The organism is Arthrobacter sp. TJ-178 (assembly GCF_058269275.1).
This window is the reverse complement of record NZ_JBZCNK010000001.1, coordinates 894,258-913,386: the sequence shown is the minus strand read 5'-3', so window position 1 is coordinate 913,386 and position 19,129 is coordinate 894,258. Positions and strand designations below refer to the sequence as shown.

General features: G+C 64.7%; 24 protein-coding genes and 1 tRNA gene. 10 read left to right on the top strand and 15 right to left on the bottom strand.

The window, feature by feature from the left end; translation table 11 throughout:
• Positions 1-6: 6 nt before the first annotated feature.
• Together AC4D2Q_RS04335 and AC4D2Q_RS04330 are read right to left on the bottom strand one after the other, a co-directional pair.
• On the bottom strand, positions 7-756 hold the full coding sequence (locus tag AC4D2Q_RS04335) for an IclR family transcriptional regulator (protein WP_490945260.1): 750 nt from the start codon (positions 754-756) through the stop codon (positions 7-9).
• A 40-nt stretch (positions 757-796) separates the two neighbouring features.
• A complete protein-coding gene (locus tag AC4D2Q_RS04330; RefSeq protein WP_490928144.1) occupies positions 797-1,021 on the bottom strand; it encodes a hypothetical protein in 225 nt (74 codons plus the stop codon).
• A gap of 155 nt (positions 1,022-1,176) precedes the next feature.
• On the opposite strand from AC4D2Q_RS04330, the gene AC4D2Q_RS04325 reads away from it, so the two are divergent.
• Positions 1,177-1,692 (top strand): mycothiol transferase, encoded by a 516-nt coding sequence (locus AC4D2Q_RS04325; protein ID WP_490945257.1) that lies wholly within the window; start codon positions 1,177-1,179, stop codon positions 1,690-1,692.
• Positions 1,693-1,709: 17 nt separating this feature from the next.
• Here the strand turns inward: AC4D2Q_RS04325 and AC4D2Q_RS04320 are convergent, their stop codons facing one another.
• The gene (locus AC4D2Q_RS04320) at positions 1,710-2,129 is read right to left on the bottom strand and encodes a four-helix bundle copper-binding protein (RefSeq protein ID WP_490945255.1); all 420 of its coding nucleotides are present in this window, start codon (positions 2,127-2,129) and stop codon (positions 1,710-1,712) included.
• Positions 2,130-2,375: 246 nt separating this feature from the next.
• On the opposite strand from AC4D2Q_RS04320, the gene AC4D2Q_RS04315 reads away from it, so the two are divergent.
• A tRNA-Ala gene (locus AC4D2Q_RS04315) sits at positions 2,376-2,448 on the top strand.
• Positions 2,449-2,604: 156 nt separating this feature from the next.
• Positions 2,605-3,147: a helix-turn-helix domain-containing protein gene (locus tag AC4D2Q_RS04310; RefSeq protein WP_490945252.1), complete on the top strand. Its 543-nt coding sequence runs from the start codon at positions 2,605-2,607 to the stop codon at positions 3,145-3,147.
• 143 nt (positions 3,148-3,290) lie between these two features.
• Here AC4D2Q_RS04310 and AC4D2Q_RS04305 read toward each other — a convergent pair whose 3' ends face one another.
• The gene (locus AC4D2Q_RS04305) at positions 3,291-3,434 is read right to left on the bottom strand and encodes a hypothetical protein (protein WP_490945250.1); all 144 of its coding nucleotides are present in this window, start codon (positions 3,432-3,434) and stop codon (positions 3,291-3,293) included.
• 466 nt (positions 3,435-3,900) lie between these two features.
• On the opposite strand from AC4D2Q_RS04305, the gene AC4D2Q_RS04300 reads away from it, so the two are divergent.
• Positions 3,901-4,785 (top strand): NAD-dependent epimerase/dehydratase family protein, encoded by an 885-nt coding sequence (locus AC4D2Q_RS04300; RefSeq protein ID WP_490945248.1) that lies wholly within the window; start codon positions 3,901-3,903, stop codon positions 4,783-4,785.
• 127 nt (positions 4,786-4,912) lie between these two features.
• On the opposite strand, the gene arfB is transcribed toward AC4D2Q_RS04300, so the two are convergent.
• Positions 4,913-5,335 (bottom strand): alternative ribosome rescue aminoacyl-tRNA hydrolase ArfB, encoded by a 423-nt coding sequence (gene arfB / locus AC4D2Q_RS04295; RefSeq protein WP_490945246.1) that lies wholly within the window; start codon positions 5,333-5,335, stop codon positions 4,913-4,915.
• An 85-nt stretch (positions 5,336-5,420) separates the two neighbouring features.
• Between arfB and AC4D2Q_RS04290 the strand changes: the two genes are divergently transcribed.
• Together AC4D2Q_RS04290 and AC4D2Q_RS04285 are read left to right on the top strand one after the other, a co-directional pair.
• Positions 5,421-5,873: a hypothetical protein gene (locus AC4D2Q_RS04290; protein ID WP_490945244.1), complete on the top strand. Its 453-nt coding sequence runs from the start codon at positions 5,421-5,423 to the stop codon at positions 5,871-5,873.
• Between the two features lie 56 nt (positions 5,874-5,929).
• Positions 5,930-6,232: a helix-turn-helix transcriptional regulator gene (locus AC4D2Q_RS04285; protein WP_490945242.1), complete on the top strand. Its 303-nt coding sequence runs from the start codon at positions 5,930-5,932 to the stop codon at positions 6,230-6,232.
• 125 nt (positions 6,233-6,357) lie between these two features.
• Here AC4D2Q_RS04285 and AC4D2Q_RS04280 read toward each other — a convergent pair whose 3' ends face one another.
• Both AC4D2Q_RS04280 and AC4D2Q_RS04275 read right to left on the bottom strand, forming a co-directional pair.
• Positions 6,358-7,644 carry a Y-family DNA polymerase gene (locus AC4D2Q_RS04280; protein ID WP_490945239.1) on the bottom strand — a complete coding sequence of 429 codons (1,287 nt, stop codon included), beginning with the start codon at positions 7,642-7,644 and terminating at the stop codon, positions 6,358-6,360.
• Between the two features lie 24 nt (positions 7,645-7,668).
• Complete coding sequence (locus tag AC4D2Q_RS04275) at positions 7,669-8,100, bottom strand: LexA family protein (RefSeq protein ID WP_490945237.1); 432 nt, start codon at positions 8,098-8,100, stop codon at positions 7,669-7,671.
• A 178-nt stretch (positions 8,101-8,278) separates the two neighbouring features.
• On the opposite strand from AC4D2Q_RS04275, the gene AC4D2Q_RS04270 reads away from it, so the two are divergent.
• A complete protein-coding gene (locus AC4D2Q_RS04270; RefSeq protein ID WP_490945235.1) occupies positions 8,279-9,424 on the top strand; it encodes a glycerol dehydrogenase in 1,146 nt (381 codons plus the stop codon).
• On the opposite strand, the gene AC4D2Q_RS04265 is transcribed toward AC4D2Q_RS04270, so the two are convergent.
• From AC4D2Q_RS04265 to AC4D2Q_RS04240, 6 genes are all read right to left on the bottom strand, one after another.
• Positions 9,421-10,713 carry an ABC transporter permease gene (locus tag AC4D2Q_RS04265; RefSeq protein WP_490945233.1) on the bottom strand — a complete coding sequence of 431 codons (1,293 nt, stop codon included), beginning with the start codon at positions 10,711-10,713 and terminating at the stop codon, positions 9,421-9,423. The genes AC4D2Q_RS04270 and AC4D2Q_RS04265 overlap by 4 nt on opposite strands.
• Complete coding sequence (locus tag AC4D2Q_RS04260) at positions 10,710-11,387, bottom strand: ABC transporter ATP-binding protein (protein ID WP_490926037.1); 678 nt, start codon at positions 11,385-11,387, stop codon at positions 10,710-10,712. Before AC4D2Q_RS04260 ends, AC4D2Q_RS04265 begins: the two co-directional genes overlap by 4 nt.
• Positions 11,384-12,991 (bottom strand): efflux RND transporter periplasmic adaptor subunit, encoded by a 1,608-nt coding sequence (locus AC4D2Q_RS04255; protein ID WP_490945231.1) that lies wholly within the window; start codon positions 12,989-12,991, stop codon positions 11,384-11,386. The genes AC4D2Q_RS04260 and AC4D2Q_RS04255 overlap by 4 nt, the downstream gene beginning before the upstream one ends.
• On the bottom strand, positions 12,992-14,017 hold the full coding sequence (locus AC4D2Q_RS04250) for a hypothetical protein (RefSeq protein ID WP_490945229.1): 1,026 nt from the start codon (positions 14,015-14,017) through the stop codon (positions 12,992-12,994).
• A 183-nt stretch (positions 14,018-14,200) separates the two neighbouring features.
• Positions 14,201-14,566, bottom strand: coding sequence for a hypothetical protein (locus tag AC4D2Q_RS04245; protein WP_490945227.1), 366 nt, complete (start codon positions 14,564-14,566; stop codon positions 14,201-14,203).
• Positions 14,567-14,624: 58 nt separating this feature from the next.
• Complete coding sequence (locus tag AC4D2Q_RS04240; protein WP_490926041.1) at positions 14,625-15,308, bottom strand: DUF6308 family protein; 684 nt, start codon at positions 15,306-15,308, stop codon at positions 14,625-14,627.
• A gap of 78 nt (positions 15,309-15,386) precedes the next feature.
• Here AC4D2Q_RS04240 and AC4D2Q_RS04235 point away from each other — a divergent pair, with 78 nt between their 5' ends.
• The 3 genes from AC4D2Q_RS04235 to AC4D2Q_RS04225 are packed head-to-tail and all read left to right on the top strand — an operon-like array spanning position 15,387 to position 17,797.
• The gene (locus AC4D2Q_RS04235; protein WP_490945224.1) at positions 15,387-15,941 is read left to right on the top strand and encodes a GNAT family N-acetyltransferase; all 555 of its coding nucleotides are present in this window, start codon (positions 15,387-15,389) and stop codon (positions 15,939-15,941) included.
• A gap of 51 nt (positions 15,942-15,992) precedes the next feature.
• Positions 15,993-16,922, top strand: coding sequence for an ABC transporter ATP-binding protein (locus AC4D2Q_RS04230; RefSeq protein WP_490945222.1), 930 nt, complete (start codon positions 15,993-15,995; stop codon positions 16,920-16,922).
• Positions 16,919-17,797 (top strand): ABC transporter permease, encoded by an 879-nt coding sequence (locus AC4D2Q_RS04225; protein WP_490945220.1) that lies wholly within the window; start codon positions 16,919-16,921, stop codon positions 17,795-17,797. The genes AC4D2Q_RS04230 and AC4D2Q_RS04225 overlap by 4 nt, the downstream gene beginning before the upstream one ends.
• 23 nt (positions 17,798-17,820) lie before the next feature.
• Here AC4D2Q_RS04225 and AC4D2Q_RS04220 read toward each other — a convergent pair whose 3' ends face one another.
• Together AC4D2Q_RS04220 and AC4D2Q_RS04215 are read right to left on the bottom strand one after the other, a co-directional pair.
• Positions 17,821-18,405 (bottom strand): GNAT family N-acetyltransferase, encoded by a 585-nt coding sequence (locus tag AC4D2Q_RS04220; RefSeq protein ID WP_490945218.1) that lies wholly within the window; start codon positions 18,403-18,405, stop codon positions 17,821-17,823.
• A 9-nt stretch (positions 18,406-18,414) separates the two neighbouring features.
• A complete protein-coding gene (locus AC4D2Q_RS04215; protein WP_490945216.1) occupies positions 18,415-19,032 on the bottom strand; it encodes a GNAT family N-acetyltransferase in 618 nt (205 codons plus the stop codon).
• Positions 19,033-19,129 lie beyond the last annotated feature (97 nt).

Genomic DNA, 19,129 nt, shown 5'->3' with positions numbered 1-19,129 from the left:
GGCCGGTTACGTCAGCCGGGAGGAGATCAGCCGCGCACTTTCGGCCAGCCGGCGGCCCAGGGTTTCCTCGTCACGGCCGGACCCGAAGTACACCACGGACACTGCCGCGGGCAGCTGGCCGGAAGCAGTGATGGGTGACGCGACGGCGGAAACGCCCTGAATGACCTCGTCGTGGCTGACGGCGTAGCCCCGGGTGCGGGCCAGCGCTGATTCCGGCCGATAGGGCTGTCCCGGAGCGAGCAGGGCCCATTGTTCCTCACCTACGGCGGACTGGATGGCGATGCCCGGAGCGCCGGCAGCGAAGGAATGCCGGGTTCCGGGGCGCTGCACCAGCGCCGTGCGGCTGTGGCGCGGCTCCACCGTCACGAGGGTGACACAGTCGCGGGTGTCCCACACGGCCACAAAGGCGGTCATGGAGAGTTCGTCGGCCAGAGCGGTGAGTTCGGGCAGGGCTGCGGACTGCAGGTCCCGCGATACGCCCCGGGCCAGCGCAGCCAGCCCGGGCGCCGTCGTGACCCGGCCGCCGTCGTCGCGCATGACCAGCGAATGTGCCTCAAGGGTGCGCAAAATGCGGTAGGCGATGGAGCGGTGCACGCCGAGTCCCCGGGACAGTTCGGCGATGGTCAGCGGAATCTCGGCCTCGGCGAGCAGCTCCAGGGCCTGAATGCCGCGCGAGAGTGTCTGGGACAGGGAGCCGGCGCCGGACCCCGGGGAGAGGGCAGGTGCTGGCGCGCCGGCGTCGGAGGCATCAGTCATGAGCCCCATCTTAGGTGGGTATGACTGTGCACCGGTGAAGCTAGGGCATTCGGCGGCGGCTGAGCAGGCCGGACATGAGCAGGCCGAGTCCTGTGGCCAGCGGCCACCAGGTGTACATGCTCAGTGTTTCGCCCAGGAAGGCGACCACCAGGATGCCCAGCATGCAGCAAACAACCAGGACGATGCCCACCACTATGCGGATCCGGCCGCGGTTGGGGGAAGGAATCGGAGGAAGCCACGGAGGACGCTGGTCGGTCCAACTCATGGGAGCAATGGTAGGTCCGCCGGAGCAGGATGCACCCGGCCGGCGGCGGGTTTTTCTTCAAAGGCATTTGTCCGTGCCGGTGTGCCCTGTTCCGGGGCTTCGGTGCGTGAAAGGATTGCGGCGGTTCCCCCACTACAAGATTCCGGAGTACCTACATGGAACAGAGCGATCTCCTCATTGATGCCTTTGGCAGGCTTCCGCAGACTGTCCGCCGTGCCGTTCATGGTCTGGACGCCCGGGCACTGAACCACCGCCCGTATCCGGAGGGCAACTCCATCTCCTGGCTGATCTGGCATCTGGCCCGGGGTGAGGACGCCCAGATTGCTCCCCTGGCCGGGCACGAGCAGGCCTGGACCGCAGAGGGCTGGTACGAACGGGTGGGGCTGCCGCTGGCTGTTGAAGACACCGGATACGGTCACGATTCGGAGCAGGTTTCGGCCGTGCAGGTGGAGTCCGCCGAGGTGCTGCTGGGCTACTACGAAGCGGTGCACTCTCGCACGGCTGCCTTTGTTTCCGGTCTCACCGGAGGAGACCTGGACCAGGTGGTGGATGAGGCGTGGGATCCTCCAGTGACCCTGGGGGTGCGGCTGATCAGCATCCTCGGTGACGGGCTGGAGCATGTGGGCCAGGCCGCCTATGTCCGCGGAATGGTGCTGGCCTCTGGCACGTAGCCGAGCAACCGCCGCGTTCAGCCGCGGGACATGACCACCAGCAGTTCTTCGCACATGGCGGCGCAGCGGCGGCAGGTCTCGGCGCAGATCCGGCAGTGTCCGTGTTCGGCGGCATGCTGGGCGCATTCTTCGGCGCACTGGTGGCAGGCTGCGGCGCAGGCACGCAGCAGTGCGGTTGTGGTGTCCGGATAGCTGGCGTGCCTGGTGCCGACCCGGGCGATCACCGTTCCGGTGGCAGCGCAGATGTCCGCGCAGTTGAGGTCCTTGCGGATGCATTCCACCATGTCACCGAGCATGTCCTCGCTGAGGCAGGCGTCGGCGCAGGCCGTGCAGACCTGCACGCAGTCAAAACAGGCAATGATGCAGGTGGAGATGGCTTCCAGGTCCGTTCCGGCGCCGTCGGGACGTTCGGCAAGTACGGATTCGATGAGGGTCATGGCACTGCTCCTTTGGGCGTTCGCTGATCGGTGCGGTTTCGCTGGGAGTGCGGCCGGGGGAGTGCTGCCGCCCGGGCTGTCAGGATAGCGCCGCACCGGAAGCGGCAACCAGAGAAGGGGTGGCCGCAGGTAGTGCGGGCCGTCAGAACGCCGCGGCGATTTGCCTATGAACCTGTGCCCGGGTCTAGAATCGGGGTTATGCCCCTCGGGGCTGTCCGGCCGGCCTTAGGGTGAAGCGCCGGGCTTGGGGCTTTAGCTCAGTTGGTAGAGCGTTTCGTTCGCAATGAAAAGGTCAGGGGTTCGATTCCCCTAAGCTCCACAATAAAACGCCTAGTCAGACGGGGTCTGGCAAGGCAAAACGGCCGAAAACCGAAAATGTACGGACATGCGGGCCCCTATTGGCGGGCAGGGCAAGGGTTTAGAGAAGCTTCCTTAACTTCTTCATTGTTGCGTATTTCGTACATACTCTTCTCTTATGGCAACTTCTGAGAAAGCACAGAGTGACGAACTGGGAAACAGGAAACGTCTTGGCGAACTGATCCAGGATGGATACAAGGCGGCCGGCCTAACCCGGCGGTCCCTCTCCCAGAAGGTTGGGGTTTCAGAGCGCTCCCTTTATTCACTTGAGGCGGGCGAGCGGGTGCCGCGTGACATCACCCAGCGCCGCATCGAGGAAGTCCTTAACTGGCGTCGTGGGGCGATGATCGACATCCTCGGCCTTGACCCGGATGCAGACCTCTCAAAGGTGCCGCTGTCCTTCATGCAGGAGTCGAAGAGGAATGCGTGGGCCGACATGTCACAGGATTCTGGTGTCGACGTGATCCATCGTCTGACTGCAGTGGCCACGGATGCCGCGGTCATGCTTCGAGAGAAGGATCGCCGCATCCAGGAATTGGAGCAGCAGGTGGCGGAATTGCAGTCCCGCTATGGCCTTTCGGGGGATAGATCCCCTAAGAGGGTGGCGCCGGGGCGTGAGCATTTCGACTCTGTAGCGCAAGAGAATCAAGGCACCGCTTAGCCGTCGTTTGTGACCCAGATCTTCTTTGTAGGCAATTTCTCATCCCGTGGCCACGGTAGCGCACTTCTTGGGGCTTCATAGCGCGGGCCGGACGATCTCGGCTGGACATGACAAGACCCCGGTCGGATCCGGGGTTCGAAGCGTCAATTTTTGCTGCGGCGGGCGGTATGTCTGACCACGCGCTGCGTCACACCCCTGCGCGCAACGTAGATGATTCCTATGGTCACCGCGGAAATAAGGAAAATGATGAGAAACACGGTCAATGTCCAGCCGGCGACGACACCCATTTTTCATTTGTCCTTCCGTCGAGCTCGTAGCTATTCGGAGCAGGTCATGTAGGCATTACCGTAGCCCACGTTCAACTGAACCTGGAACGCCAACGGCAGCGGGTCGCCCACCGGAAACCGCCATTGCTGAAAGCCTGAGGGGCGCCGGTGCGCCGCTGACCAACTCGGGAAGGTTGACCGCCACCTCGGTCCCGTCAACACTGCTGGCGCCGCCGATGAATTGATCGGGCCCTTCGGCTGAGGCAGTGGAGTTGGATCCGTTATCCCGGGCCACAGAATTCGCGCGGAGTCTGTATATCAGGTTTGCCCGGATATCGGCCGGGCAATACTTACGGGGAGCAGTTCACTTCTTTGTGCTTAGGGGAAGCGGACCTCTTTATGTGTCCGCGGTGCAGTGTCTGCCGTCACGTCGCCCTCCTTTCCGTGGCCTATACTCGGGCGACGTGCAATAACCCAAGGAGCAGCAATGAAAGTCCTCATCACCGGAGCCCACGGAAAAGTCGGACGTGCCACAACGCAGGCAATGATCGACGCCGGACATGAAGTCGTCACCACTGACCTCGACCGCCCCTCGTACGAGCGGAAGCCGGAGGGTGCGCCCCGCTACATCATGGCTGACCTCACTGATGCAGGTGCAGCCTACGCGCTGGCCAAGGGAGTGGACGCGGTGGTGCATGTCGCCGCGATCCCCGAGCCCACGGGCCACGCCCCCCATGTTGTCTTCCAGAACAACCTCATGGCGACGTTCAATATCCTGGAAGCCGCGGTCAGCTTCGGCGTCAAGCGCTTTGTCTTTATCTCCAGCGAAACTGTGCCCGGCTTCTTCTTTCCGGAGCGCGATTTCCTTCCGGACTACGCTCCCGTGGACGAAGAGCACCCGATCCACCCGCAGGACCCCTACGCGCTCGCCAAGCATTTCGGCGAGCAGCTCATGGACGCCGCTGTGGCCCGGTCCGACATCCAGTGCATCTCGATCCGGCCCAGCTGGGTGCAGTTCGAGGGAAACTATGAAAACAATCTGGGGCCGCAGATCCGCGACAGCTCGGTACTCAGCGCCGGACTGTGGAGCTACGTGGACGTCTACGACCTGGCCGATGCGATTGTGCTCGCAACCGAATCGGACCTGCCCGGACACGAAGTCTTCTACATTGCTTCACCGGACAACGTGGGCGGCCACGACTTCGCCGAGGTGCTGACGAAGTACTACGGCGACCAGATCGAACTGCGTGATCTGGACCGTACCGACGCTTCGGGCATCTCCACCGCGAAGGCGCAAAGGATGCTGGGCTGGAAGCCGAAGCGGTCCTGGCGCGATTACCTGGACTCCGAAGGAAAAGCGCTGCAGAAATAGTGCCTGCGCGGCAGCACCGAGGCAGTCGATGGCCCGGCTGGGGATGCAGTTCCTCGGCCGGGTCTCGGCACGTCTGGTGGATTTTTCCGATGTGGGGGCAGCGGCTCGAGCCGGTCGGCGCGGGCAGCTAGTCGGTGGGCGGCCGCTGCCGCTGCCGCTTGGTGGCGGAGCGCTGCTTCTTGGCGTCGAGGCGCCGGTGGTTCGAGCCCCGGGTCGGTTTGGTCTTGCGCCGGGCGGCAGCTTCCGGCGCGAGACCGTCAGCCACCATCTCGGCAAGTTTGGCCAGGGCAATCTCCCGGTTGCGCAGCTGGGAGCGCTGCTCCGAGGCCGTGACAGTGACGGTTCCGGCAATCAGACGCCGCTTAAGGCGTCGAAGCAGAATCTGTCGCTGGGTATCGGTCAGCGACGTCGAAGCAGCCACATTCCAAGACAGCGCCACCCGGCTGTCGGAGGTGTTGACGTGCTGGCCGCCCGGGCCTGAGGAGCGCGAGAAACGCCAGCTCAGTTCCGACGCGGGAATCGTGAGCGCGGGCGATACCGTCAAGTCCATACCACCAGCCTCGCACGGCTTAGTCGGTGCCTCACAGGGAAAACTACTCTTCCATCGGTAGTGTTCCATTGGTACGGTGCCCGACATGACTACTTCCACCCAGCCTCAGGCCCCTGTCAACGCCCGGTCCGTGCTTCTGCCGTACCTTCTGGTTCTGGTTCTCGTTATCACGGCAATACAAGCCGTGATCGCCTTCACCGGAGGAGAGATTACCCTTCTCGCGGGGATCCTCACCGCCCTTGTGGCAGTCGGAATCGTCGTCTGGTTCTGGCACAACTACCGGAAACTCACCATGATCCGTTTTGGGCTGACCATCGCGCACACCCTGGCGTTTGTCACCGTAACGGCATCCTTCAACCTGCATGCCGTCATCCGTGCGGTTTCCCTCGGTTCGGCCGGCGGAGCCGACGGCGCCGCGGCCCATGAGCTCCTGGCAACCCCCTGGTTCGGCGCCACACTCGTAATGAGTGCCGCCTGGGGCACCGGGCTGCTCATCCATCTCTCCGGCGTCGTGCTGGGCCGCGGATGGGAAGACTGAGCGTGGCCCGTCCCGGCGAGGAACAGGAATGGGTTCAGGCCCGGGTTGAATCCTGGGTGGAGACCTACAAAAAATCGATGCTGACGCCGGTGATTCTGCGGGCGGTCGCCGACAGCCAGCCGGTAACGGTGGCCAACATCGCAGCAGATGTTGCCGCAGCCACCGGGTGGCAGATCACCGAGCGCAGTCTGTACCGCACCCTGAAAAGGCTGCAGGACACAGGTTTCCTGCACAGTGCAGAAGTGGATGTTCCGCGCACCGGGGCAAAACGCAAGGAGATCTCCCTGACAGGCTTGGGCTCGCAATTCCTTGCAGGAATCACCGCAAGCCTGGTTGAATTTCCAGCAGCTGAGGCCTAACCGTCCGGCTCGGCGTCGTCCAAAGCGGCGACGCATTGAGACAACGCCCGACCCAACGCCGCGGTCCCCGGGTTATCGCGGCCGGACAGCATCCGCGGTTCCTCGCTAGGTCCGCTGCCCCGCGCTCAAACCGCCTTCACCACCGGCAGGTCCGACCATTCCGTGGTGTAGCGCGGCGAAGCGAAATTCCGGGCCATGGACCAGTCCGGCTTGGCTGAGGACATTCCCGCCAGACCCAGCCCGATGCTGGCGGCGCCGTACTTGTCCGTCACCTGCGCCAGCAGCGGGCCGATGTCCTTCTGCTCCGGCCCCGCGTCAAACAGGTCGAACGCCGGCTCGACGCCGGCAGGGGAAAGGCCGGAAAGCATGATCCCGGCCTTGGCATACCGGGCCCCCTCCACCACCTGGGGATCCATGGCGGCTATGGCGGCGCGGGTGAGCACCAGCGGATCGGCCGTGGGCCGCTGAAGCCGCACCGTGGCCGAGGGCGAGGAGCCCTCCTTGCCGCTGAACCGCGAGGTGGCCGCGAAGACCGTCATGACGGTCGCCAGCTGTCCCTCCTTCGCCAGGCGGATCGCCGCCTTCTGCGCATACAGGCTCATGACCTGGCGCATCGATTCACGGGTGACCACCGGCGTCGCAAAGCTGCGCGAAAACAGCACCTGCTGCTTGTCCGCGGACTCAGTCTCCATGGGAATGCAGGCGGTGCCGTTCAGTTCCAGCACCGTCCGCTGCAGCACCACGGAGAATTTGGCGCGGATGGCGGCGGGATCCGCGGCGCGCAGGTCGGCAACGGTATAGATTCCCAGCGCGTTCAGCCGCTTACCGTTGCGCGCACCCACACCCCATAATCCGGTGACGGGTACGCGGGACATGATGGTGTCGACGACGGCGGGACCCAGGGCGTCGAGGTTGCAGACCCCGCCCATGTGGGGATTCTGCTTGGCGATCCGGTTCGCGAATTTGGCCAGGGTTTTGGTGGGTCCGATCCCCACACACACCGGCAGGCCGATGTTCCGTGCCACGCCGGCCCGAATCTCGGTGCCCCGGTTCCGCAGTTCTTCATCGGTGCCGTGCAGATGCAGGAAGCACTCGTCAATCGAGTAGATCTCGTGCTCGGAGGAATAGCGTGCCAGCAGCTGCATCACCCGTGAGCTCAGGTCCCCGTACAGCTCGTAGTTGCTGGAGCGCTGCACCAGGCCCAGCTTGGGGGCGGCCTCGGCCAGCTTGAACCACGGCTCGCCCGTCTTAATGCCGAGCGCCTTGGCCTCATCGGAGCGTGCCACCACGCAGCCGTCATTGTTGGAGAGCACCACCACCGGAATGCCGGCCAGCCGGGGATCGAAGACGCGCTCACAGGAGACGTAGAAACTGTTGACGTCCACCAGGGCGATGCGGTGCCGCTCAGCCATGTCGGAAGCTAAACATCAAGCGCCTCAAACATGGTGCAGGCACCGGGTCACAACGCCCCACACGGACAATTCCGCCGGATCCGGCACCCGGATGTCCACAGAATCGGGGCTGTCCGCATGCAGGAAAATGCCTTGTCCCGTCAGCAGCAGCCGGCGGATTATCAGCTCTCCGTTGAGGACGGCGACGACGACGGACCCGTCCCTGGGCGTCAGCGAACGGTCCACGATCAGCTCGTCACCGTCACTGATGCCCGCTCCGTTCATGGCCTCGCCGGAGACCCGCATGATGAACGTGGAGGTGGCATCACGGATGAGGTGTCTGTTCAGGTCGATTCCGGCGTCGTAATAATCCTGGGCCGGCGATGCGAACCCGGCGGGAAGGGTGGAGCCGCGGGCGGGCGGCTGCTCATTCGCGCCGCCGGAACGCGGGGCGGGAGCGGAAGAAAAGACGGGCACCGCGCAACCTCCCTAGAACACACTTTCGAATGCTCTCAGGTTAGCACCGGCCCGAAATTCCGCCAGCCCCCGCCGCGGCGGTCGGCAGGTCTGGCCGACCTGGAAAGCGGAACCTAAGCTGACAGCGGCAGCCACCTACCGCCGTCGAAACCGCCCTCAAAGTCCGCCAGGAGATCCGATGAAGCAGACACCAATCCGTACCGTCATCAGCCCCGGCCGCTATGTGCAGGGCGCCGGCGCCATCCACCGGCTCGGCGAATTCCTCAGCCAAATCGGCAGGACGCCGCTGCTGGTGGCTGACGACATCGTCTGGGGTTTTGTGGGGCACGATATCGGCACCTCCCTGCAGGTCGCCGAACTGCCGCTCACCCGCGAAGTCTTCAACGGAACCCCCACGGCCGCCGAAATTGACCGGCTCACCGATGCCATCCGCTCCGCCGGCGCGGATGTGGTGGTGGGAGTGGGCGGCGGCAGCACCATCGATGCGTGCAAGGCGGCCGGTGACGCCGCCGGAATCCGCTGGGCGTCGGTGCCCACCGTCGCGTCCACCGACGCGCCGACGTCGGCGCTCGCCGTCGTCTACACCGCCGAAGGCGCCTTCGAGGAGTACCGGTTCTTCACCCGAAACCCGGACCTGGTGCTGGTGGACTCGCAGATTGTCGCCAACGCCCCGGCGTCATTCCTGGCCTACGGCGTGGGCGACGCGCTGGCAACCTGGCTGGAAGCACGCGCCACGGCAGCCTCCTTTTCTCTGACCATGGCCGGCGGCCTGCCCACCGAGACCGGCACCGCACTGGCCCGGCTGAGCTGGGACGTGCTGTGGGAATTCGCGCTTCCGGCGCTCGACGCCGCCCGGGACCACCTGGTTACGCCGGCGCTGGAGAAGGTCATCGAGGCCAATACACTGCTGTCCGGACTGGGATTCGAGTCCGGCGGACTGGCTGCAGCCCATGCCATTCACAACGGCCTGACCGCGGCACCGCAGACGCATGGCCTGGCCCACGGGCAGAAAGTGAACATCGGATCGGTGACCCAGCTGGTGCTCGAGGGTGCTCCCACGGCGGAGATTCGGGACTTTGTGGAGTTCACAACGCGCGTGGGCCTGCCGAATACGCTGACCGAGGTGGGCCTGTCCGTGGACGACACCCGCGAACTGGACCTCGTGGCGGAGGCAGCCACGGTTCCCGGAGAGACCATGAAGTCCATGCCCTTTGACGTTAGCCCCGCCGACGTGGTGGCTGCACTGAAATCCATCGAACGGTTTTCACGCCGGGTGCGGCGGGAAGCCGGTCTGCCCGAACCGGTGCCGTACAAGGCGCACTAGGCTCCCCGCAGGGCGGCGACGGGTTCAATGCGCGTCGCCCTGCGGGCCGGAAAGCTGCCGGCCACAAGCCCGACGAGCGCTCCGAGCAGCGCCCCACCGCACGCAACCAACGGGCTCAGGACAGGCGTCCACTGTTGGGACAGGGAGATGGTGATGACGGCGAAAACCCCCGCCGCCGCACCGAGGATCCCGCCCAGGAGCCCGATAATGACTGACTCGGCGACGAACTGGGCCGCGATCTGGCGGCGGGTGGCGCCGATGGCCCGACGCAGACCGATTTCTCCGGTGCGTTCCATGACGGAGAGCATGGTCACGTTCGCGATTCCCACACCGCCGGCAAGAAGCACCACCACGGACATCACCACAAAAATGAGATTGACGTCCGCCTGGATGTTTCCCGCGAGCTGGGACCGTCCCTGCGGGGCGGCGACGTCGATGCGTTCGGGCTCATCGGGAGAGAGGGACAGCGCGGCCTGGTCCGCAACCTGGGGACCGGCACCGATGACGATGCGGGCCTGGACCTCCCCGGGTGCGCTGAGACCAAAGTCCGAACGGGCCGCTCCGGTGGAAATGACCACGCTCTCCAGCAGCTCGGTACGCTGCTGCACGTCACCGAAGACACCGACGACGGCGTAGGGCAGGCCGTCGATGAAGATGGACGGCTGGGAATCCACCCGGGTGATGCCCAGGCGGTCCGCGAGCCTGTTGCCCAGGACCGCCACACGGTCATGCCGCAGGTCGTGCCCGGAGTCAAAGAGGCGCCCGTACAGGACGTTGCCTTCAAGCGTGTCGATGAGTCCGGCGGAGGCGGCAAAGACCCGCGGTGCCGCGCCGGCGGCAGCGGAGGGATCGTTGACGGGCACCGCCGTCACTGTGCCGTCCCGGAGTTCCACTTCCGCAATAAGCGCTGCCTGTTCAATTCCGGCGATGCGCTCCATGCGTTCCACCGAGTCCCAGGGCAGGGAAGTTGTTGCCATGCTGTTGCCGTCGGCGTTCCGTGCCGTGGCCGGGGACGCAATGACCTGGGTGGCGGCGAAGGCATCAAATTGCCGGGCGAGTTGCCCCGCAGTGGTCTGGGCGAACCCGAGAGTGGCAACCAGCGCTCCGATGCCCAGGATGGTTCCGGCAAGGGTCATCAGGAGCCTGCCTGGTCGAGTCCCCAGATCCGCCGTCGCTTCGAGCAGCAGGTCAACAAAGCTGAAGCGGTCTGCGGCGGGAACGGGCGCAACGAGTCCGGTCGCTGCCGGATCCTCAGGGTTCCGGTGTTGCTTTGTGCGGGCGAGTTTCATGCGGGTGAACTCACCCGGCCGTCGGCAATCCGAACGCACCGGGGTGCGCGCTGCGCCACGGCGTGGTCGTGGGTAATGATGACCAGCGCCAGGCCGTCGGTGACCAGTTCCTCGAACAGTGCCATGACATCGCGCGTGGTGGCTCCGTCCAGGTTGCCGGTGGGCTCGTCAGCCAACACCAGGCTGGGCCGGGTGACGACGGCGCGTGCCACCGCCACCCGCTGGCGTTCACCGCCGGACAGGGTGCCGGGCAGGAAATCGATGCGGTGGCCCAGACCCACGCGGACGAGCGCTTCGCGGGCACGGTCAACACGTTCGCCGCGGGGAGTTCCGCTGTAAAGCATGGGCATCATGACGTTTTCCAGCACCGACCGCCGCGGCATCAGGTGGAAGGCTTGGAACACGAATCCGATGCGCTGTGCCCGGACCGCCGCACGCCGGTCCTCGTCCAGAACGCCGGTCAGGTGGCCGTCAAAACGGTATTCGCCGACACTGGGCCGGTCCAGCAGCCCAAGGATATTGAGCATCGTGGATTTGCCGGATCCGCTCGGGCCGACGATCGAGACGTAGTCACCCTCCTGCACGGTGAGGTTGATTCCTTTCAATGCCTGCACCTCCGGCGGACCGGGAAAGGACCGGGTGACATCACGCAGTTCCACAAGGGGGACGCTCACTTGCCCACCACAACGAGGTCGCCCCCGGCCAGCGTCCCGTCAAGCGGGGTTATTTCCACGGCGCCGGGAGTTGCCAGGCCGCTGCGCACAACCACCAGCCGGGTGGCTGTTTGTTCACCGTCCCGGGGATCTCCTTCAACAACTTCCACGCGGGTCTCGCCGCCCGGACCGGCTGTGAGGGCTGCGTAGGGGACGGACAGCACCTCGCCGTCCGTGGCGCCGACGGCGATCGACACGCGCACGTTGGAGCCTTGGAGCTCCTGGATTTGTTCCGGAGTCAGGGGATCGGGCCGCAGCGCGACGGCCCACCGGGAAGAGTCGCCTTCCCCCGGAGCCACTGCTGTGATCGTGGCCGAATGCACGGTGCCGTCAGGCAGGTCAAAAGTGGCCTTGTCCTCGACTTTGAGCAGGCGGGCATCTGCTTCAGCAGCGGAGCCGGACAACCCCAGGGTTGCACCGGAAACCGTCATGGCGGGACCGTCCAAAACGGAACCGCGCTGGGTGGTGACCGCGTCCACGCGGCGGGGAAGATTCGCCAGGTACAGCACCTCACCGGCCGGCAAAGCGGGCAGGGCGGCTTCCTCGGCACGGACGAGCTCCTCCTGCACCTGAGCCAGCTGTTCGGTTGCGGTTTCCACCGCCGCCCGCTGCGGCGCATCGGTCCGGTCCGAGCCGATTTCCTGCCGGCGCAGCTGAGCCAGCCCGAGCGCATCGGTCAGGTTGCCGATCTGTACCGGATCCTGGGGCTTGGCCTGCCGGGCTGCGGCGAGTTCCCGCTGCATGCTCGCCACCGCGTTGTCGGCTTCGCGGATTTCGACGGGCGTGGCGCCGACACGGGTTGCCGCAAGCTCACTCTGTGCCGCGGCCAGGTTCTGCTCCGCCATCCGGACTGATTCCTGAGCTGCCCGGAGGGACTCCGGGCTTCCTTCCTCCGACTCGGGAACCGAGTATCCGGCCGTCGCATAAAGGGCGGCGACGGCGTTGGCCGCCTCAATGCCGAAGACCGGATCCGCCGGGTCACCGGCATCAATGCCCACCGTGCGGACGGCCGTCTTGAACTGGACCACATCGGGGCCGGAGACCCCGAGGGAAAGAGCCCGGTACGCAGGCAGCTCGCCGGGAAGAACAATGACGGGACGGCCGGCAACCTCCAGGGCCACCGACAGTGCCTCCAGATCCGCTCCCACTTCCGGCACCTGGCCGGTGACGACTGCCGGCCCGGCAATCGACGTGGTGTCGATGCGTACTTCAACGGGGTCCGCGTATGCCACTTCTCCGCGGATGGTCACGTCGTTACTGAGCTTCCCGTACTGGACGGGGACGGTAATCAGGCCGGGAGCGGGTGCCTCCGCATCAGTGGCGTCGGCGGGGGAAACCAGGAACCTGCCCAGGACCAGGCCGGCCGCCAGACTCAGTATTGCCGCGGCGGCCACAATCCAGAGAGTCCGGTTGCGCTGGAAAACCGCGGCGAGGCCTGCCCGCCGTGATGACCCGGAGGTGTCCTCCTGCTCGCTTTGCCGTCCGCCGGTGTCGTCCAGGAGCAGACCCAAATCTGTGGTGTCTTCCGGTTGCCGTTGGGAGCGCCTGCGTCCGAGCCGGGCCACTCAGCTTCCCTGCTCAAGGTCAGCCCGGAATGCTTCGAGTTCGGCCTTATGGTCATCCACAAACTGCTGCTCGCGCTTGAACTGCACCTCCTGCATTTTGTCCCGGTAATCCGTCTTTTCCCGGCAGTCGAGATCGACGAGGGCGAGCTCGACTTCTTCATTGGCCACAGCGTCCATCGCCGCTTCGTCCGGTCCGGCGGGGGCGGTTTCGCCAGACGCGGCGCTGGTGGCCGTGGCCGTCGGGACGGAATTTTCGTAGACGGCATTCATCTTTTCGTTGATGCTGTTCTGGGCATCCTGCTGCGCCGAGAATCCGGGGTGGCCGGCGTCGGCCATGCAGGCAGCCCACTGGGCATCGAGGTCGGACAGTTCCGGGGATGTCATCATGTCTTCATAGAGAGTGTTCATGGCGTCCATGAGGGGCTTGTGCTCTTCGGCTGACGTGGGATCTTCGCCGCCGACTTCATGCTGTGCAAAGCCAAAGCAGCCTGCCGTTGACCAGTCCCATTCCACGGCTTCACCGTCCGCCGGCATGTCTTCCTCATCCGGGAACGGACCGTTCAATGCTTCATAAAAAGCGGTTTGCTCTGATTCCGAAAGGGTCGCAACATAGTCGGCGTTGGGGTCTTCGTACTCGGTCGCATTGTTGGACTCCATGTCCTCCCGGCCGGGGTAGTTCGCCATTCCGTAGCCGTATTGGGATACCCATTCCCGGGAGTCAGGATTCCATTCCTCGGCCGATCCCTCGGAAAAGGAGAAACTCTGTACATTCGGCTTGTATTCGAACCCTTCTTCCTTCATGCACTGGGCCACCAGCTCTTCCCGCTTGCGGTCCTCCTCGGCATATTTCTTCTCCTGCTCCTCAGGGCTCAGGTCAGCCCCATAGGCGGACGCCAGGAATTCAGTCAAAGGTGAGTCTTTGGCGGCGGGAGACTCTTCAGCTTCACCGGATGAACCGCACCCGCTGAGCACAATGGAGAAACACAAAGCGGCAAAAAGCGCTGCAGCGCGCGGTGAATGTTGCACGGGAATCCTCTTTTAGGAATGCGGGCAGTGAACCTGCGGATTCAGGTACGTCAAAGAATGCCCCACGCGCTGCCCGGAAACAGGCTGCGCGCCGGTAACATTTCCATCTCATCTGCTTCCGGCATGGCAGGAGAAGGATTCCGGGGCCGCGCCGGCAGATTCCGGCCGCCGCAGGGATGTGGTTTAGGGTGCGTCCGCGGGGACGGACACGGAGGTGCCCGCCGACTGGGGGCTGCTGCCCGACTCCGTCGTAAAGAGGAAAACTGACGCCAGAATGCCGATGGCAAGGACCGCAACAAGCAGGACGCCGCTGATGATGGCGATCACCCAGGCACTGCGCGGCCGCGGGCGTCGTCGAACCAGGCCGATGACCGCCAGTACCAGGGAGAGTCCGGCGAGGGGGAAGAACAGGGGAGTGAGGAAAACGGACAGAACGAGCGCGGTGAGGGCAATAATGCCCGACGGCGTGCCCAGCCACGTGCGGTCGGCTCCCGGCCGCACGGCCGAGGCAGTCTTTTCCGGCTCCGTGCCGGCATCCGTATCATTCATGTCTCTGTTCCTTCGGGAGTATGGCCAGTGGCGCTGGATGCCGGGGACGGGAGAGACCTCATGACTCGAGATCCTCCTCCTGCGCCAGGAACCCCTGCCGTTTTCCGTGCATCGACAACACAATATCCAGCACCCGAAGATCCGAGACGGGCTCGGTGATTCCGGACAACCTGCGGATATCCTCCAGCCGTTCGGACAGCACCCCGTCGGAGAAGGAGTCGTGCCAATACTGCCACTGTTTCTCGGGCCCGGGCAGCGCAGTTACCCTGCGGATGATGGAGTCATACACCGGAATCAGGCGGGGACGCTTCCGGGACAGAAGTTTGCTGGCGGTGCTCGGTCCCACACCCCAGCCTCCGCCGTCGGTGTGCCTGCCGCGCAGGAGGTTCCAGAGTTGGCGCGCCGGACTGTCCGGGCCCAGATGCTGCAGGGGATCCGCGTCGGGCAGATCAAGGTCTGCCGGAATGGAGGCCAGCAAATCGGAGATGGCTGCGGCGTGCGTGTCCAGCAAAGCCACAGCCGTCCGGGCCGGAACCTTCACCGAGCGGAAAGAGGCCGCCACGACGTCGTCGGCCGTGAACCGGTTCACCACAGCGGAGGCGTCGCCGCCGCCGGCCCAGGAATCAAACCGTGAACTGCTGCGGACCTGGCCGGTGCGAGGCATGATTTCGGTGAAAAAGTCCTGCAGATTCCGGGCCGCCGACTCAACGGTGATTTCCCCCGTCGAAATAACTCGTTTCATGAATGCCCCAAATGGAAGTAGGAACGGTGGTGGACGCCTAATGACCCACACCCTACTGGCGTCTTATAGGCTCCGGCTATGGTTATAACCTTTCGGCCCATGATCGAATCCGCGGAGGAAATGCGGAGCATTATGCAATTCCTCGTCTCGAACCGGTTTCCGTTCCATATGCGGGCGGAGCACTCGGAGGAGTCCGCCCGCGAAGCAGTGGACAGCGGCCGGTTCTGGTCCGCGGAGTCGGCCGGCTACTGGATTCTTGCTGACACGGAAACCATTGGACTGGTGGTGCTCGATGACCTTACAGATGAAACTCCCATGTTCGATCTGCGGCTGGGCGAGGCCCACCGCGGCCGGGGCCTGGGTCCGCAGGTCCTGAAAGCACTTTGTTCGTTCGTGTTTGAACACTTTCCCGAACCGGTGCGGTTTGAGGGCCAAACGCGGGAGGACAACATTGCCATGCGCCGGACTTTCCTAAAGACGGGGTTTATCAAAGAGGCCCACTACCGGATGGCCTGGCCTACTGCGGAAGGTACGCGGATGGCATCTGTTGCCTACGCCATTCTCCGCCCGGACTGGGAAAACAAAGTGACCACGCCCCTGGAATGGGACGATCTGCCTCTGCCCTCCCGCTAGACTTCTCCGCAACCGGCCATTGCTGCCGGAGGATCCGGGGGAATCGTGGCCATGAGCTCTAACACCGCTATATCCGTGCGCGGGCTGACCAAGAAATACGGCGCCACCACAGCCGTTGACGACCTCTCCTTTGAGGTGGAACCCGGCAGCGTCTTCGCTTTCCTGGGGACCAACGGAGCCGGGAAGTCCACCACCATTTCCTGCCTCACCACCGTGATTCCCTTCAACGCCGGTCAGGCCACGGTCAGCGGGCATGACGTGCGCAGCGAGGCCGGTGAAGTCCGCCGGGACATTGGCGTTGTTTTCCAGGATTCCGTGCTGGACCCGATGCTTACCGGCCGGGAGAATCTGCGGACGCGGGCCAGGTTTTATTCGGACAACGCCGCAGACAATGACGCCCGCATCAAGGAACTGAGCGTCCTGATCGGGATCGATGATTTCATGGACCGCCGCTACGGCACCTATTCCGGCGGCCAGCGGCGCCGCGTCGACATTGCCCGCGCACTGCTGCATTCGCCGTCGATCCTCTTTCTGGACGAACCCACCGCCGGGCTTGATCCGGCCAGCCGCGCCATGGTCTGGTCCACCATCCGTGAGCTGCGGGACCGGCACGGGCTCACGGTTTTCCTCACCACGCACTACATGGAGGAAACCGAGGAGGCGGACCGCGTGTGCATCATCGAGCGAGGCCGGATCATCGCTGACGGCACGCCGGCGCAGCTGCGGGCCCGGCACAGCAGCTCCGTCCTCAGCATCACCACTGCCGACCGTCCGGCCCTGCTGGCACTTGCCGCCTCGCAGGGCGCAGAAATCCGCGAGGAGGACGACGGCGGGGTAGTGCGTCTCGTCGTCGACAGCGCCGAGACCGCACGCCGGATCCTTGCGGAGCACGGAGACGCTGTGGAGGACTTTGAATTCCGGCACGGCACCATGGACGACGTTTTCCTGGCGTTGACCGGGCATGAGGGGGAAGCGGCATGAACATCGTCGGAACGCTGATGTCCCGCAACCTGCGGCTGTTCTTCCGCGACCGGATGGGCGTATTTTTCTCGCTGCTCTCGGCGTTGATCCTTTTCCTGCTCTACACGCTGTTCCTGGGCAGCAACCAGGTTGACGGGCTTCAGGAGTCCTTTCCAGCAGCCACGAGGGACGACGTCAAGGGCTTCGTGGACACCTGGATGTTCGCTGGCATTGTGGGCATTACCGCGGTCACCACCGGCCTGGGCGCCATGAACGTTTTTGTGGATGACTCGTCGTCGGGCCGTTTCCGGGACTTCCTTGTCTCCCCCATCCGCCGTGAAACGCTGATTGTGGGCTACCTGCTCTCCGCCGCCGTCGTTGCCCTGATCATGACCACGGTGGTGCTCATCATCAGCCTGCTCTACCTGTACTTGGTGGACGGAATCAGCTTCGATGCGGGAACAATCGCCACGGTGTACGGCTTTCTGGCGCTGAGCTGCGTGGCGTTCGCGGCGCTGAGCGCCTTTGCGGTGTCCCTGGTGCGCACTGCCGGGGCGTACTCGGCCCTTTCGACCATTGTGGGCACCATTCTCGGTTTTCTCGCCGGCTCCTATATTCCAGTGGGTGCCCTGCCCGAGGGGGTCCGCACGGTGGTCAACGCGCTGCCCTTCATGCAGTCGGCGGTGCCCGTTCGGCAGGAAATGACGGCGGACTCCCTGCAGGCACTGACCGGCGGCTCTCCGGAAGCGGTCACCGAGCTGCAGGAACTGTTCGGCATCACCGCCTCCGTGGGGGACTGGGCAGTCACCAATACCTATGTGGTGTTCATTCTTGCCGCGATGACTGTGGTGTTCACCCTGCTGGCTGCTGTCCAGATCCGCCGTCGGATCGGCTGACTGGCGGCGGCATTACCGCGGCATTACAACGGCAGGGCGGGCCGGGGATCCCGGGCAAGGATTCCCATACTCAGCGAGTCCGCCCAGGCGCCGTCCCACAGCAGGGCATCGCGCTGGCGTCCCTCCACCGTGAATCCGGCCTTTTCATAGGCGCGGCGGGCGCGCGGATTGAAATCAAAAACCTCCAGTGCCACCCGGTGCACGCCCAGGTCATCAAACGCATGCCCGACGACGGCGGCGGTTGCCTCGGTGCCGTACCCCTGTCCCCGGACATCCGCCGGTGCCAGGGCGATCCGGAATCCCACCGACTCGTTGTCGGCGTCGAGATCATTCAGGACCACTTCGCCCAGATACCGTTCTTCCGGGTGCTGTTCGTCTGCTCGGCGGATCACCGCCCAATCTCCGCGGTCGTGCCGGGCGGCAAGCCCTGCCAGCCATGCGCGGATCTGTTGGGGGGTGAATTCTGCGTGGGTGCCGGTCAGCCGCCGTGCTTCCGGATCCTGGAGGCCGGCCCATGCGCCCTCAAAGTGCTCCGGCCCCAGCGGTTCCAGACGAAGCCGTGCTGTGGTCAGGGTGGCCTGATGGGCAAAGAGGTTTCCGGGAAGCATCCGGTTAGCCTACTGGTGTCCTGCGGAAACCTCGTAAATGATTTCCAGCCCGTCTTCGTCATCCCACTGGGAGCCGTTTTCAACAAACCCGTACTGCAGCACGAGGTTCCGGGATGCTTCATTGTCCGGGCTGACGGTGGCCCGCACGGTGCGGACGGCCGGTTCACGCGCCGCGCGGGCAAGCAGCAGTTCCAGTGCGGCGCGGGCGTAACCGCGCCGGCGCAGCAACGGATCCACCGAATAGCCCAGTTCCACCATGCCGTCCGTATCCGGCGGTCCGTGAAAGCCTGCACAGCCCACGGCCTGGCCCGAGGCCTTGTCCACGATCGCCCCGGTAATCCAGCCGGCGTCGTCGGGCGCGGCCGCCAGCTGGGCGCTGCGGTATTTCCACAGCGGCTGCCGGTCGGAGGAAAAGTGCCGGGTCAGGGGGACGGGTGAAAGCCGGTTGGCGGTGTCCAGATCCCCTGCGGCCAGCGCGTTGATGGCGGCCGGCGGCAGCTGCACCAGGTCTACGGCGGGTTGTTTGGAAGTGGGTTGCTTGGAGGCGGGGTGTTTGCAGGTGGGGCGCTGCGGTGTGCAGTGCTGCGCTGCCGGCGGCGGGGCGGGGGTCGGTGACGGAGTGGCCATCGGTCCATTATGGGTGCGCCGGCACGGAACTTCTTCACGGCCGGAGCCGGGGCGCTCACACTGGGAGTCAGAACGCTTCCGGTTTCCGAGCTGACCG

What these genes read in the sequence shown, in the direction of transcription:
- AC4D2Q_RS04240 (WP_490926041.1), bottom strand. Translation starts at nt 15,308, where the DNA reads ATGAAACGAGTTATTTCGACGGGGGAAATCACCGTTGAGTCGGCGGCC.
- AC4D2Q_RS04220 (WP_490945218.1), bottom strand. Translation starts at nt 18,405, where the DNA reads ATGCTTCCCGGAAACCTCTTTGCCCATCAGGCCACCCTGACCACAGCA.
- AC4D2Q_RS04230 (WP_490945222.1), top strand. Translation starts at nt 15,993, where the DNA reads ATGAGCTCTAACACCGCTATATCCGTGCGCGGGCTGACCAAGAAATAC.
- AC4D2Q_RS04280 (WP_490945239.1), bottom strand. Translation starts at nt 7,644, where the DNA reads ATGGCTGAGCGGCACCGCATCGCCCTGGTGGACGTCAACAGTTTCTAC.
- AC4D2Q_RS04325 (WP_490945257.1), top strand. Translation starts at nt 1,177, where the DNA reads ATGGAACAGAGCGATCTCCTCATTGATGCCTTTGGCAGGCTTCCGCAG.
- AC4D2Q_RS04245 (WP_490945227.1), bottom strand. Translation starts at nt 14,566, where the DNA reads ATGAATGATACGGATGCCGGCACGGAGCCGGAAAAGACTGCCTCGGCC.
- AC4D2Q_RS04270 (WP_490945235.1), top strand. Translation starts at nt 8,279, where the DNA reads ATGAAGCAGACACCAATCCGTACCGTCATCAGCCCCGGCCGCTATGTG.
- AC4D2Q_RS04305 (WP_490945250.1), bottom strand. Translation starts at nt 3,434, where the DNA reads ATGGGTGTCGTCGCCGGCTGGACATTGACCGTGTTTCTCATCATTTTC.
- AC4D2Q_RS04330 (WP_490928144.1), bottom strand. Translation starts at nt 1,021, where the DNA reads ATGAGTTGGACCGACCAGCGTCCTCCGTGGCTTCCTCCGATTCCTTCC.
- AC4D2Q_RS04265 (WP_490945233.1), bottom strand. Translation starts at nt 10,713, where the DNA reads ATGAAACTCGCCCGCACAAAGCAACACCGGAACCCTGAGGATCCGGCA.
- AC4D2Q_RS04335 (WP_490945260.1), bottom strand. Translation starts at nt 756, where the DNA reads ATGACTGATGCCTCCGACGCCGGCGCGCCAGCACCTGCCCTCTCCCCG.
- AC4D2Q_RS04320 (WP_490945255.1), bottom strand. Translation starts at nt 2,129, where the DNA reads ATGACCCTCATCGAATCCGTACTTGCCGAACGTCCCGACGGCGCCGGA.
- arfB (WP_490945246.1), bottom strand. Translation starts at nt 5,335, where the DNA reads ATGGACTTGACGGTATCGCCCGCGCTCACGATTCCCGCGTCGGAACTG.
- AC4D2Q_RS04235 (WP_490945224.1), top strand. Translation starts at nt 15,387, where the DNA reads ATGGTTATAACCTTTCGGCCCATGATCGAATCCGCGGAGGAAATGCGG.
- AC4D2Q_RS04225 (WP_490945220.1), top strand. Translation starts at nt 16,919, where the DNA reads ATGAACATCGTCGGAACGCTGATGTCCCGCAACCTGCGGCTGTTCTTC.
- AC4D2Q_RS04310 (WP_490945252.1), top strand. Translation starts at nt 2,605, where the DNA reads ATGGCAACTTCTGAGAAAGCACAGAGTGACGAACTGGGAAACAGGAAA.
- AC4D2Q_RS04290 (WP_490945244.1), top strand. Translation starts at nt 5,421, where the DNA reads ATGACTACTTCCACCCAGCCTCAGGCCCCTGTCAACGCCCGGTCCGTG.
- AC4D2Q_RS04300 (WP_490945248.1), top strand. Translation starts at nt 3,901, where the DNA reads ATGAAAGTCCTCATCACCGGAGCCCACGGAAAAGTCGGACGTGCCACA.
- AC4D2Q_RS04215 (WP_490945216.1), bottom strand. Translation starts at nt 19,032, where the DNA reads ATGGCCACTCCGTCACCGACCCCCGCCCCGCCGCCGGCAGCGCAGCAC.